Genomic DNA, 12,185 nt, shown 5'->3' with positions numbered 1-12,185 from the left:
AACGGGCCGACATGTATCTCTCGCCGGCGGTGCGAACGATCCGCGACGGCCCGGTCGAGGGCGAATCGGTGACGCTGCTGCTGGAAGTCGCCGACGACGCGACGACCGACGAGGTGGCCGCCGCGGCCGAGGCGGCCGGTGGGACCGTCGAGGCGGAACTGCAGTTCCGGACGCTGAAGGCGACCGTCCCCCACGAGCGCGTCGGGGCGGTCTGCGAGGTCGACGGAGTTGCCCATATCGAGACGGGGAATACGCTCGGGATCGACCCCGACGGGGCGGAGGGCGCGGGCGAGGACGTGCGGCCCGACGGCTAACTGGGGCCCGCGGCGTCCCGGACCGCCAGACCGGCGGCAGGGGGACGAGAACGGTCGTTCGGCGGATCGAACCGGCGATTTCGGCCGCAGCGGCGAGAGCGCAAGCGTTTACTTGGCCCCAGCGCTATTCTGGGTCATGCCCGACTGTCCACTCGCGGACGAGTGCCCCAGTTTCCAGGAGCGCATCGAGGGGATGGGCTGTACGCACTACGGTGACCGCGGCGGCGCCGAGTGGTGCAATCACTACAACCAGCCGATCGAGGACCTCAAGAGTCAACCCGTCAAGCCCGGCGAGGAGGTCGTGGTCGAAGTCGAGGACATCCACGAGAGCGGCGCCGGCGTCGGCCGCACCGAGGACGGCTTCATCATCATGGTCGACGGCGTCCTGCCGCCGGCCCGCGCGAAGGTGAAGATCACCAAGGTCCGCTCGAACCACGCCCGCGCCGACGAGCTCGAACGCCTCCCCGACGACCCCGACGAGGAGGGCGAGGAAGCCGAGAGCGAAGCCGACGACGCGGACGACGAGACCGACGAAGCGGACGAAGACGACCGCGAGCGCCTCGGCAGCCGCGACAACTTCTGGGGCTCGTAACCCCCGCCGCGGCCGGCGCTTCAGCCTGGACAGTCGCGACGTTGCAGTTCCGTTCCGTTCCGTTTTGTTCCGTATCGCTCGTCCGAACCGTCGGGCACCGCCCTCGCGACCGACCGACTGCGGTCCGGAACCGCCCGGTTCTTTCACGCCTCGGTCCCAGCCCACGCGTATGGATCTGCAACTCGACGGCAGCGCGGCACTGACGACGGCCAGTTCGAGCGGGCTCGGTCTCGCGAGCGCGAAGGCCCTCGCCCGCGAGGGCGCGGACGTGGCTATCTGCGGCCGCACCGAATCGCACCTCGAATCGGCCGAGGCGGAACTCCAGTCGCTCGGCGACGGCGACGTGCTCGCCGTGCAGGTCGACCTGACCGACCGGACGGAGGTCGAGGCCTATGTCGAGCAGGTCGCCGACGAGTTCGGCGGGATCGACCAGGTCGTGATGAGCGCCGGCGGCCCGCCCAGCGGCGCGTTCCTGGAGATGGACGACGACGACTGGTACGGCGCCTACGACACGCTCGTCATGTCGGCGGTGTGGACCACCCGGTTTGCCCACCCCCACCTGGCCGAGTCCGACCAGGGCTCGATCACGGCGATCACCTCCCGCTCGGTCCGGGAGGTCATCGACGACCTGGTCCTCTCGAACGCGGTCCGCCGTGCGGTCATCGGGATGGTCAAGACCCAGGCGCGGGAGTTCGCGCCGGACGTGCGGGTCAACGCCGTCCTGCCGGGCGCCCACGAGACCGCCCGTATCGAGGAGCTCATCGAGGACGGCGTCGAACGGGGCGACTACGGGAGCTACGAGGAGGGGCTCGCGGACAAGGGCTCGTCGGTCCCGCTGGGGCGGATCGGCGACCCGCAGGAGCTCGGCGACGTGGTCGCGTTCCTCGCCAGCCCGCGCGCGAGTTTCGTGTCGGGGACGGCGCTGCCCATCGACGGCGGGGCGATGCGGAGCTAAGGCGGGGTGACCGGCTCGTCGGTCATCGTCACCGGGTTCCGGGCGATCCGCCGCTCTGTCCGTCGGTGTCCGCCGTCAGCGACCAGACGAGCAGCCCCAGCGAGATCAGCGCGACGAACACGGAGACGACGTAGCCGACCGAGTCGGCGGTCCCGAGGATCGACCCCGGCAGAAACGCCGAGACGACCAGCAGGATCGCCGCCGAGATCGCCCCGGCGAACGCGAGGATCAGCAGCCAGAAACGAACCGCGGGGTCCATGTTGCCCGGCGGTTGTCATCGGTGGGATATGAGGGTTGCGGCGGTCTCGGCGAATCAGATTCGATTCGGTGTGCGTACCTCTCTGCCGTGTCGACGACGCGCATACGCTCCGAAAACAAAGCGCTCTATGGGCTCTATGGGGTCACCCGGAGGATTCGGGTTCTAACGGTGTGCGGTCGAGGCCGACAGTGTCGTAATCCTGTTCGGTGGAACAGACACGCTCTTCGCCGGTCGTGACGAGCCCGGCGTGGAGTGCATCGAACGGGGTCAGATCGTACTCGTCGAGGAACGCCGCGGCGGCCAGCACCGCGTCCTCGTGTTCTTTCGGTCGGATGGGCACCAGTTCGAGCAGATTGGTGATCGCCCTCGGTGCATCGATATCGTACTCGGCGGCTTCGCGGTCGTAGAACAACACCAAGACCTCGGCGTACGCGAGTATCGAGGTATGGATATCCTCGTGCTCTTCGAGCGCGCGGACAGCGGCGTTCTGGAGCCAGTCGTCGTCTTTTACGAGCGCGGTGAGGAAGTCAGTTTCTACGTACACAGCTACTCTGCGCCGTCCTGCGGCCGGTCTCGTGCTTCCGATCGAACTTCTCGGGAGATCGCCTCGCGCGCCTCCGCTTTCAGCTCGTCGGCCTCCGTCTCTGCGAACGCATCGCCAACAGCCGCTCGGAGGCCGTCCAACGGGTCCTCGTCGACAGGGAAGAGCGCGACGTGACTCGGGAGTTCGACGATGCGATACTGGTCACCGAACCGCTCACGGACTTCCTTCGGGAGGTAGATCCGCCCCCGTTCGTCTGTCGACTTCGACATAGCGTATGTACGTATCGCCCGGGAACCTACAAAAATATTCCCGTAGTTCTGTGGAATTTCCCGTGCGTATTACTTCTCCGACCCCCGCGGTAACGACTGTCCTGCGCTTCTCACCCACTGCCGGAGCCCGCTCTGACGAGCCTTCGGTCGCACGCTCCAAAGACCTCGCACGGCTCGTTCGAGCGGCCCGCCACGACGCGTGTACGCTCACGGCGGAGCCGTTCGCATCGAGGCGCTCCGAAGTCGCGCCTCGCACTGCTCGACAGCATGCACCAACCGTACCGTCCACCGCCCACCGCAACTGCAACAGTCCTCGCCTGTCCTGAACGCGTCAAGCTCGCCACCTCACTGTCAACTCTCCTTACAAAAACGCGATTCAGCGAACGATTTTGGGGACGGCGACCCCCCGATCGGGTATGAGCGACGAGCGAGCGAACGATTCGAGTCCGGCCGCCGGCACCGACTGGCGGACTGCGGGACCGGAGATCCGACTGACCGACGCGGTGGCGGCCGAGCCGCCGCGGGAGACAACACCAGCGGACGCGCAGGCCGGCGCCAACTTCGTCGTGTTCGAGCCTGGGTGGCTCCCAGACGACTGCGCGGTTCGCGAGACGACGATCCGGCCGGAGCAGCCGCCGGGGCGGCCCGAAGGGCTGGACGCCGCGGACATCGGACAGACGCCGCACAGCCACGGGAACCCCTCGGCGGTCCGGGCCGTCGTGGCGGGTGAGGGCCGCGAGTTGCGGATCAAGCAGTTCTGCTACGACTGGGCGCCGCCGGCCGCCAGCGTCGCGCCGCTGTGGGGCACCGAGGATCCGACGCCGGTCGAGGCGGGCGACGCCGTCGGCTTCCTCGGGACCGACTACAAGGGCAACCGGGGCGCCTGTACCCAGCGGGCGCGCACGCAGGTCGAGGTGTCCGTGCTGGAGGGCGCGTTCGACGACGCCGAACTCGAAGGGCTGCTCGACGGGCTGGAACCCGCGGTCGACTCGAAATCGACCCCCATCCGGCAGGTCCCCTTCCACCGACTGAACTACTGGGCCCGCTACCGTTGTCCGGCGGTGGGGGTGCCCCACGGGCTGTGGGTCCACGGGATCGCCCGACCGTACGACGAGAGCGTGCCGTGTTCGCCGGTGGCACTCGGCGACGTGGACCCAGAACTGCTCGTCCCTGGCGACGACGAGCCTGGTGTGGACTACGCGCTCGACTCCGCGGCGACGTTCCCCGACAGCGGGGCCGTGGAGGCCGTCTTCCGCCACGAGCGCAACGGGAGCGACCACCTCTGGATCACCGCGGCGGCCCCCGACAGCGATCTCGGGCCCGACGTGCCACCCGAACCGGCCGACCAGCCCGCCGAAACCAGGGAGGCGATCGAACTCCGGGGCGAGCGCGTCCACTATGCGGCGCTGACCGAGGAGTTCGGCGCCTGGGAGGGGGTCTGGACCGAGGACGGCGTCACCTACGCTGTCGTCGCGGGGGCGTCTCGGCAGCTCGACGGCGAGACGTTCCGGCGGCTGGTCGCGGGGCTGGAGCCGGTCTAACCCGGGACCGCCCGCGTCTCAAAACAGGTCGTCGTCCCGCAGTTCGGCGACTACCTCGCGCACCCGCTGGGCCTGGTCCTTTGGGACGACGAGCGTGCGGTCGCCGTACGAGGCGACGACGAGGTCCTCGACGCCGACGACGCTGGCGTGGCCGTCGGTGGCGACGACGGTGTTCTCGGCGTCGATCGTGAGCGCGTCGCCGAGCGCGACGTTGCCGTCCGCGTCGGCGTCGAGGACGCGCTCGACGGCGTCCCAGGCGCCCAGGTCGTCCCACTCGAAGGTCGCCGGCACGAGCGCGGCCGAATCGGTGGCCTCCATCACCGCGTAGTCGACGCTCACCGGGTCGACGGCGTCGAACCCGGCTTCGGGGTTGCCCGCGTCGAGCGCGTCGACCAGCGGGGCGAGTTCGCCGTCGGCGGCCTCCCGGAGGAAGGCGTCGGGCGTCCAGGCGAACATCCCGGCGTTCCAGTAGTAGCCGTGGTGGCGATACCGCATCGCCGCGCCCTGATCGGGTTTCTCCGTGAACTTCTCGACGGGGTAGTAGGTGCGCCCGTCCGCGGTCTCCGACTCGTCACCGGGCTTGATGTAGCCGTAGCCGGTTTCCGGGCGCGTGGGTTCGACGCCGACGGTCACGAGCGAGTCCGTCTCGGCGGCGACGGCGGCGGCGTCGGCCATCGTTCCGGCGAAGTCGCCGTCGACGTGGTGGTCGCTGGGGAGACACACGAGGGTGCAGTCGCCGACCTGCTCGCGGACGCGGTGGGCGGCGTAGGCGAGTGCGGGTCCCGTGTCCTTCGGTTCCGGTTCGGTGAGGACGCCCGCGCTCGGGGCGTGTTCGCGGACCTGGTCGGCCAGGTCGGGACGAGTGAGGACGTACACCTCGTCGGCGAAGCCGGCGCGGTCGACGGTCTCGGCGAGCAGCGAGCGGTCGCCGCCGAGCGGGAGGAACTGCTTGGGACGGTCGCTGCGGCTGGCGGGGTAGAGGCGGGTGCCGGTGCCGCCCGCGAGGACGACGGCGACGACGGTGTCGGTCATGTGCGGTCGGTGGAGCGGGCGGGAAAAATAGCCGCCGGTCGCGGCGGGCGTGTCGGTGACGGTTCGTCGTGTCGATCAGTGCGCGTCGCGGAACGCGCGCACCTCGGCGACGGTTCGCTCGGGCGCTTCCGAGGGGCCGGAGTGGCTGACACCGTCGAACTCGACGAGCCGGCTCGACGGGAGCGCGCCGTGAACGTTCCGCGCGCTCTCGCGGAGGAAATCGGGTCCCTCGGTCCCCGCGAGGACGAGTGCGGGCGCGTCCACGTCGAGCCGGTCGGGCAACTCGTAGCGTTCGACGGCGCGGTTCATCCGGACCACTTCCTCGACGAGGGCGACGCAGTCGGGCCAGACGGGCCACTCGGCCAGCCAGCCGTCCAGATCCTCGACCTCCCCGGCGAGGACGACCTGCTCGACGTAGAGCTTCATCGCGCCCTCGCGGTCGCCGTCGTCGAGGCGGGCCGCCATTCGGTCGGCCAGGTCGGCGTGCTCGGCGAACGCCTCGGGGAGAATCGCGGGCTCGTAGGCGACGACGGCTTCGATGGCATCGGATTCGCCGTCGGCGGTGAGGCCTCGCGCGGCCTCGATCGCGGTGAGCGCGCCGAAGGAGTGGCCGAGCAGGACCGGCGGTTCGTCGCTCTCGCCGTCGAGGTCTTCCACGAGCGCGCGAGTGTACGCGACTTCCCGCTCCAGTACCTCGTCGGGGCCGGTCTCCTCGGGGTCGTCGAGACAGGTCCCGAAACCCCGGCGTTGGGGAACGACCGCGGCGTACCCCTCCAGATGTGGTAGGACCGGTTGCCAGTACTGCCGGGGGGCCATCCCGCCGTGCAGGAGGACGACGGGCTGGCCGTCGCCATGGCGTTCGTACTCGACCTCGATACCGTCCGCTGCGGTCGCTGTGCCTGTCGTCGGCATGGGAGTCCTCGTTGTGGGGTCGCGGGGCTACGCCTGACTCTCAGTCGTGCGGCCGTTTTTAGGCCAGTTCCGCAGCACCTCTTCCCGACGCCGAGTCGCGCGGGCCGTACTGGCGGGTTCGTTGATACGTTCGATACATCAGATACAACAATACATTCAATACTCGCGATACACTATCACCGGTATGCCGATCAGTACGGATCGATTCGAGCGACTGGGTGCCGACGGGGATGGAGACGGACCGACCCCGGGCACGAACGCGGCGTCGATCCTCGCCTTTCTCCGGGACAATCCGGACAAGGCGTACACGCAGAGCGAGATCGCGGACGCGACGGACGTGAAATCGGGGTCCGTCGGGCCGACGCTCGTCCGACTGCGCGAGCGTGGGCGCGTCGACCACCGCGGGCACTACTGGCGCGTCAGCGACCACGACCGAAGCGTGGATGCGGCGGCCACCCAGTCCGCCGCCGCGCTCGCGGACCGCGAGGCTGACGACGAGACGCCGGAGATGGCGGCCTGGCGGGACCACGCCGTCGACCCTCGCGAACATCGCGATGAGTGACCGGTTCGCGGCCGGCGACGTGCTCTGGGCGCCGGACCCCTACAACACCGGTGGAGACCCCCGACCGTGGCTGGTGCTTTCCGCCGACGCGATCCCGTACGCCGGTGAAGAGTACCTCTGTGCGGGATTGACGCTGAGTGATCTTCCGGACAACATCGGGATCACCGACGAGGACTGGGTGGTGGGGTCCGACCCCGACCGAACGTCGTACTGTTCACCGTGGGTGCTGGCGACCGTCAAACACGACGCAGTCGCGAACACGCAAGGGGCCGTGACCGACGCGTTCACCCGCCGGGTCGTCGATCGGAGCGTCGCGTACCTCTCCGGAGATGTATCCGGAGGGTACTGACCGATCAGTTCACCGGGAGCGGGCGGCAGCGATACGCTCGACGGCCGAGGTCAGAGCGGCCGTTCGACAGGTCGCGGTCGCTCCTCGACGTGGGTCTCGACGAGGTGGGTCTGTGCCCGGCGGAGCCGCTCGGAACACGACGACGCCGAGATGCCGAGTTCCGCGGCCACGTCGTCGAGCGTCGCCGTCCGCGGGATCTCGAAGTAGCCCAGTCGGTTGGCGGTCCGGATCGCCGCCCGCTGGGCGTCGGTGAGGCCGTCGCCGTCGGAGCCGGGACCGAACCGGTCGTCGGCGTCGTCGCCGACGGGGGTGAGTTTGCGCAGCCGGAATCCGGTGTTGCGTTGCCAGAACTCCCGGAGTTCGTCGAACGCGGCGCGGTCGGCGAATCGGCCGGCCTGGACCCAGCCCGTCGGGGTGGCGCGGATGAACCCGATCTGGACGGGCGTCTCGTAGAGCGCGCGCAGGTCGTCGAGATCGTCGAGGTGGTCGCCGAGCTGTTCGGCCATGCTCGTGCCCGGCGCGATGGTGTACCGGCTGGTGTCACCCTCGCGGACGACGAGCCTGTACTCGCCGACGAACGCCGTGCGCTCGAAGGCCTCTTCGACGGCCGCGGTCGTTTCGGTGTCGGCGATCACGACCGCGGTGAAGCGCGGCCGCTCCCCCTCGCCCAGCCCGATCGAGAGTTCGATGGCCGCGTCGGGCACCGCCGCGGCCACGTCGACCAGCGGGAGGGCGTCGCAGCCGATCTCGTACTCGGCGCGGAGAGCCATAGCCACAGATCGGCCCGGGGTGTCAAGTCACTGTCGGAAAACGTCGCCGCGCTCACCACGTCTCGATATCGCCCGAGCGGATGTCCTCGACGCAGCCCTGGCAGTCCTGGGACTGGGGGTCGAAACAGCCCGGCCGGTGCTCGGGGTCGAGTTCGACCGCGCGGCGTTCGGCGTAGCGCCGGCAGACGATCCGCGCGCGCCCGTCGTCGCCGTGGGGCAGATCCGCCTCCGCGGAGCGGCGGGCGTGTCTGTAGGCGCGCTTGGCCTCGCCGATCTGGCGGCCCGCCGACCGGAGCTTCTGCCGGAGGACGCGCTCAATGCGGTCGTCTGCCATCTGGCCGTCGGTTAGTTCGGGTGGCCCTTAGCCCCGTCGGCGTTCGGGAAGCGATTTGGGAACCGCTGGATCACTCGAGGCCGAGCAACTGGTCGACGACACTCGCTGTAGAACCGGACGTATGTCCCCCTATTCCGTCGCTTTCCACTTTCACCCCGCTGGCCGAGAGTTTATATACGGGGGCGACCAAGAGACGCATGTCTCCCATCGAAACAACGCGGAGACAGGAACGACACAGATGACGGATTTGCGTACCCAGGCGACAGAGATACACGAACAGTTCGAGGACCAGCTAGACCTTTCGGTCGACGACGTGGAGGAGCGTCTCGACACGCTGGTCAACGAGTACAGGGTCCCCCTCTCGGAGGCCCGACGGAGCGTCACCAACACCTACCTCGACGAGGCGGGGATGGAGCGCGACGAGCTGGGCGGCGGCGGCTCCGGCAACGAGCGCGTCCAGGTCGCCGATGTCGACGCCCCCGAGGAGTGGGTCGACATCAAGGGCGAGGTCACGGAGCTGTGGGAAGCCAACTCCGACGCCGTGGCACAGGTCGGCCTGTTCGGCGACGAGACGGGCACGATCAAGTTCACCAAGTGGTCGAAGTCCGACCTCCCCGAGCTGGAAGAAGGGAAGGTCTACGACCTCCGGAACGTCGTGACCGACGAGTACGAGGGGCGGTTCTCGGTGAAGCTCAACCGGACGACGGTGATCGAGGAGCTCGACGAGGAGATCGAGGTCGGCGACGACGACGTGAGCGTCGAGGGCGCGCTGGTCGACATCCAGTCCGGCTCGGGGCTCATCAAGCGCTGTCCCGAGGAGGACTGCACGCGCGTCCTCCAGAACGGTCGCTGTAACGAACACGGCGAGGTCGAGGGCGAGTTCGACCTCCGCATCAAGGGCGTGCTCGACGACGGCGAGGAGGTCCACGAGATCCTGTTTAACCAGGAGGCCACCGAGGCGCTGACCGGCATCACGCTGGAGGAGGCCCAGGAGATGGCGATGGACGCACTGGACACGTCCGTCGTCGCCGACGAAATGCGCGCGGATCTCTTGGGCAAGTACTACCGCGTCACCGGACCGACGTTCCGTCGGTACGTGCTGGTCGACGAGGTCGAGCGACTCTCCGAGCCGACGGATGCAGAGGCCGTGCTGATCAAAGCGAGGTCGATATAGATGGCCACGACACCCACCCGCGAGGTCGCCCGCCGCGTGTTCGCGGGCGAGTTCAACGACGCGACGTACACGTTCAAGGAGAGCGACGACGAGCGAGCGCCGGTGTACCTGCTGCTCCCGACGGGCGAGCGGGCCAACCGCGTGTTCCTCGTCGGGACGCTCATGGAGACCGAGGACGTGGGCGACGACAGCGAGTACTGGCAGGGGCAGGTCATCGACCCCAACGGCGACCGCTACTACATGTACGCGGGTCAGTACCAGCCCGACGCGGCCTCGATGCTGCGGGAGCTAGAACCGCCGGCGTACATCTCCGTGGTCGGCAAGCCCCGCACCTACGAGACCGACGACGGCGAGGTGAACGTCTCCGTTCGACCGGAGTCGATCACCGAGGTCGACGCGGCGACCCGGGACCGCTGGGTCGTCGAGACGGCCGAGCGCACGCTCGACCGGATCGACCACTACACCGACCAGACCGGCGACGACGGCGACGCCGCCGTCGACGAGTACGTCGCGATGGCCCAGGAGGAGTACGACTTGCCGGTCGAGGACTACCGGCGGCAGGTCGTCGAGGCGCTGGAGAGCCTCGAAGACGAGGAAGCGGTCGCCGCCGAACCCGACGCCTGACGGGCGACCCGCGGTAGCGACCCATCGCGATCCGATTCATTTGCGCTGAGACGACACGGTGGCCGACGGGGTCGCCGGCGGGCAGCGCGATACCGCTCGATCGTCGCCCGGTTATCAGATTCGATTCCGCCGTTCGGGTGGATATCGGCCGACACGGCGGGCGAGTCGATTTATTTCAAGAGGCCGGAGTCTCGTGCCATCGTCTGACAAATGATTAAGTGGGACGGGAAACGAGTGGTGAGCAATGAGTAAGAACAAGACCATCTCCTTTCGCGTGAGCGAGGACAAGTTCGAGACGCTCCGCGAAATTGCCGACGAGCGGGATCTCTCGCTGTCGGCGGTCTTCCGGGACTACGTCGACATGCTCGTCGCCCACGACGGGCAGGTGGAGGTGGTACCGGAACACCAGCTCAACGAGTCCAGCGCGTCGACGAGCGACACCGAGAGCTTCCCGCCGAAGGTCGAAGTCCCCAAGAGCTTCGTCCGCGAGCACGAGCGGCTCGAACTCGAGGCCGAGCACCTCCGCGAACAGCTCGAGGAGCACAAGCGCTACGTGACGAAACTGCGCCAGCAGCTCGACGAACACGACCAGGAGGACGTGGTCCAGCTCGAAGACCTCGACGGCAGCGAGGACGACGAGGAGGCCTCCTACCGCCTGGGCAACTTCGAAGAGTCGATCTAGCGCGGTCCGTTCTCTTCGCTTCTCCCCTTCTCTCACTTTCCACTCGTCGCTCTCGGGTTCCACACTCGCCAGCCGAGCCGTTATATGACTCGCGAGCGTGGTGTGCTACCGTATGGCGTTCGATCCGGGGCGCGTCTCGGCGCTCACGTTCGACTCGTATAGCACGCTCGTAGACGTGGACGCGGCCGAGCGGGCGCTCGCGGAGCGGGTCGACGACCCGGAACCCGTCTCGGAGATCTGGCGGGCGCGCTCGCTGGAGTACACGATGGTCGCCAACCACGTCGACGCCTACCGGCCGTTCTACGAAGTGAACCGCGACGCGCTCCAGTACGCCCTCGACGCGACCGGCGCGGACCTCTCGGCCGACGAGCGCGACGAGATCCTCGCCGTCTACCACGAACTCGACGTGTTCGACGACGTGCGCGACGGGCTGGAGCGACTCGTCGGCGCGGGCTACGACTGTTACGTCCTCTCAAACGGGAATCCCGAGATGCTCGACTCGCTGGTCGACCACGCCGACATCGACGGCCTGATCGCGGACACCATCAGCGCCGACGAGGTGGAGCTGTTCAAGCCCCACGCCGACCTGTACCGTCACGCGGCCGAGCGGGTCGGCGAGCCGGCCGAGAACCTGGCGCACGTCACGGCGCTGTGGTTCGACGTGATGGGCGCGATCCACGCCGGGATGCAGGGCGTGTGGGTCGACCGGAAGGGCGACCCGCCGGAGACGTTCGGCCCCGGGCCGGACCTGACGATCGAGACCTTTCACGACCTCGTCGACGCGCTGGCTGAGTGAGAACGGCGGCCGAGAGAGTCCCTACAACAGTTCCTCGCGCTTGCGACGGGCGTCGCTCGCGAAGTCGGAGCGGCCGTCCACGTCGGCGAGGGTCTCGACGGCTTCGAGCGTGCGGACGGCGCCGTCGAGGAAGGAGAGCACGTCGCCGGGGTAGGCGTAGAGCATGTAGTCGTCGCCCATCACGTCGACGATGGCGTCGGGGCCGAGCCCCTGGGCGCGCAGTCCGAGGAGGTAGCGGACGAACTTCTCCTCGGGGTGGCCGCAGTGGGGGTTGGCCTCGCAGTCGCAGTCCATGAAGTCGGTCGCGAAGTCGAGCACCCGGTCCTGGGTCGTGTCGTCGAGTTTCGCGAGGTTCTCCCCCTGGAAGAGCATGTCCAGCGTCGCCCCCTTGAACGCCCCCTTCGGGAACGAGGTCTCTAACTGGGAGGCGATCTGCTGGTGGTTCTTGATGTAGATCTTGTCCGTGATCGCCACTG

At 68.4% G+C, this 12,185-nt stretch carries 18 protein-coding genes; 10 read left to right on the top strand and 8 right to left on the bottom strand.

Features of this window, described 5'->3' with window-relative positions; genetic code table 11:
- Window positions 1-11 precede the first annotated feature (11 nt).
- From HZS54_RS24885 to HZS54_RS24875, 3 genes are all read left to right on the top strand, one after another.
- Entirely contained in the window at window positions 12-314 is a 303-nt protein-coding gene (locus HZS54_RS24885; protein ID WP_179919757.1) for a hypothetical protein, read from the top strand.
- A 136-nt stretch (window positions 315-450) separates the two neighbouring features.
- Complete coding sequence (locus HZS54_RS24880; protein ID WP_179919756.1) at window positions 451-906, top strand: TRAM domain-containing protein; 456 nt, start codon at window positions 451-453, stop codon at window positions 904-906.
- Between the two features lie 169 nt (window positions 907-1,075).
- Window positions 1,076-1,861: an SDR family oxidoreductase gene (locus HZS54_RS24875; protein WP_179919755.1), complete on the top strand. Its 786-nt coding sequence runs from the start codon at window positions 1,076-1,078 to the stop codon at window positions 1,859-1,861.
- 28 nt (window positions 1,862-1,889) lie between these two features.
- On the opposite strand, the gene HZS54_RS24870 is transcribed toward HZS54_RS24875, so the two are convergent.
- The 3 genes from HZS54_RS24870 to HZS54_RS24860 all read right to left on the bottom strand — a co-directional run bounded on the left by HZS54_RS24870 (window position 1,890) and on the right by HZS54_RS24860 (window position 2,933).
- Window positions 1,890-2,120 carry a hypothetical protein gene (locus HZS54_RS24870; protein WP_179919754.1) on the bottom strand — a complete coding sequence of 77 codons (231 nt, stop codon included), beginning with the start codon at window positions 2,118-2,120 and terminating at the stop codon, window positions 1,890-1,892.
- Between the two features lie 142 nt (window positions 2,121-2,262).
- Window positions 2,263-2,664 (bottom strand): PIN domain-containing protein, encoded by a 402-nt coding sequence (locus HZS54_RS24865; protein WP_179919753.1) that lies wholly within the window; start codon window positions 2,662-2,664, stop codon window positions 2,263-2,265.
- A gap of 2 nt (window positions 2,665-2,666) precedes the next feature.
- Window positions 2,667-2,933: an AbrB/MazE/SpoVT family DNA-binding domain-containing protein gene (locus tag HZS54_RS24860; protein WP_179919752.1), complete on the bottom strand. Its 267-nt coding sequence runs from the start codon at window positions 2,931-2,933 to the stop codon at window positions 2,667-2,669.
- 416 nt (window positions 2,934-3,349) lie between these two features.
- On the opposite strand from HZS54_RS24860, the gene HZS54_RS24855 reads away from it, so the two are divergent.
- The gene (locus HZS54_RS24855; protein WP_179919751.1) at window positions 3,350-4,474 is read left to right on the top strand and encodes a hypothetical protein; all 1,125 of its coding nucleotides are present in this window, start codon (window positions 3,350-3,352) and stop codon (window positions 4,472-4,474) included.
- A gap of 18 nt (window positions 4,475-4,492) precedes the next feature.
- On the opposite strand, the gene HZS54_RS24850 is transcribed toward HZS54_RS24855, so the two are convergent.
- Entirely contained in the window at window positions 4,493-5,506 is a 1,014-nt protein-coding gene (locus tag HZS54_RS24850; RefSeq protein WP_179919750.1) for a mannose-1-phosphate guanylyltransferase, read from the bottom strand.
- Between the two features lie 75 nt (window positions 5,507-5,581).
- On the bottom strand, window positions 5,582-6,418 hold the full coding sequence (locus HZS54_RS24845; RefSeq protein WP_179919749.1) for an alpha/beta fold hydrolase: 837 nt from the start codon (window positions 6,416-6,418) through the stop codon (window positions 5,582-5,584).
- Window positions 6,419-6,602: 184 nt separating this feature from the next.
- On the opposite strand from HZS54_RS24845, the gene HZS54_RS24840 reads away from it, so the two are divergent.
- Together HZS54_RS24840 and HZS54_RS24835 are read left to right on the top strand one after the other, a co-directional pair.
- Window positions 6,603-6,980: a MarR family transcriptional regulator gene (locus HZS54_RS24840; protein WP_179919748.1), complete on the top strand. Its 378-nt coding sequence runs from the start codon at window positions 6,603-6,605 to the stop codon at window positions 6,978-6,980.
- On the top strand, window positions 6,973-7,329 hold the full coding sequence (locus HZS54_RS24835; RefSeq protein ID WP_179919747.1) for a hypothetical protein: 357 nt from the start codon (window positions 6,973-6,975) through the stop codon (window positions 7,327-7,329). Before HZS54_RS24840 ends, HZS54_RS24835 begins: the two co-directional genes overlap by 8 nt.
- Before the next feature lie 50 nt (window positions 7,330-7,379).
- On the opposite strand, the gene HZS54_RS24830 is transcribed toward HZS54_RS24835, so the two are convergent.
- Both HZS54_RS24830 and HZS54_RS24825 read right to left on the bottom strand, forming a co-directional pair.
- A complete protein-coding gene (locus HZS54_RS24830; RefSeq protein WP_179919746.1) occupies window positions 7,380-8,099 on the bottom strand; it encodes a helix-turn-helix domain-containing protein in 720 nt (239 codons plus the stop codon).
- 52 nt (window positions 8,100-8,151) lie between these two features.
- Window positions 8,152-8,433: a DUF7091 family protein gene (locus HZS54_RS24825; protein WP_179919745.1), complete on the bottom strand. Its 282-nt coding sequence runs from the start codon at window positions 8,431-8,433 to the stop codon at window positions 8,152-8,154.
- Between the two features lie 238 nt (window positions 8,434-8,671).
- Here HZS54_RS24825 and HZS54_RS24820 point away from each other — a divergent pair, with 238 nt between their 5' ends.
- The 4 genes from HZS54_RS24820 (at window position 8,672) to HZS54_RS24805 (ending at window position 11,709) form a co-directional block, all read left to right on the top strand.
- Window positions 8,672-9,607 (top strand): replication factor A, encoded by a 936-nt coding sequence (locus tag HZS54_RS24820; protein ID WP_179919744.1) that lies wholly within the window; start codon window positions 8,672-8,674, stop codon window positions 9,605-9,607.
- Complete coding sequence (locus HZS54_RS24815) at window positions 9,608-10,231, top strand: RPA family protein (protein ID WP_179919743.1); 624 nt, start codon at window positions 9,608-9,610, stop codon at window positions 10,229-10,231. It begins immediately after the preceding gene.
- Window positions 10,232-10,475: 244 nt separating this feature from the next.
- Window positions 10,476-10,913 carry a DUF8146 domain-containing protein gene (locus HZS54_RS24810; RefSeq protein ID WP_135365202.1) on the top strand — a complete coding sequence of 146 codons (438 nt, stop codon included), beginning with the start codon at window positions 10,476-10,478 and terminating at the stop codon, window positions 10,911-10,913.
- A gap of 112 nt (window positions 10,914-11,025) precedes the next feature.
- Window positions 11,026-11,709, top strand: a complete 684-nt coding sequence (locus HZS54_RS24805; protein WP_179919742.1) for a haloacid dehalogenase type II — start codon at window positions 11,026-11,028, stop codon at window positions 11,707-11,709.
- A gap of 21 nt (window positions 11,710-11,730) precedes the next feature.
- On the opposite strand, the gene HZS54_RS24800 is transcribed toward HZS54_RS24805, so the two are convergent.
- On the bottom strand, window positions 11,731-12,183 hold the full coding sequence (locus HZS54_RS24800; RefSeq protein WP_179919741.1) for a DUF5814 domain-containing protein: 453 nt from the start codon (window positions 12,181-12,183) through the stop codon (window positions 11,731-11,733).
- Between the last annotated feature and the right edge of the window lie 2 nt (window positions 12,184-12,185).

The sequence above is a fragment of the Halosimplex pelagicum genome (assembly GCF_013415905.1).
GTDB classification, from domain to species: domain Archaea; phylum Halobacteriota; class Halobacteria; order Halobacteriales; family Haloarculaceae; genus Halosimplex; species Halosimplex pelagicum.
Note: the sequence above shows the minus strand (reverse complement) of the source record. Positions and strands in the feature narration are given on the sequence as shown.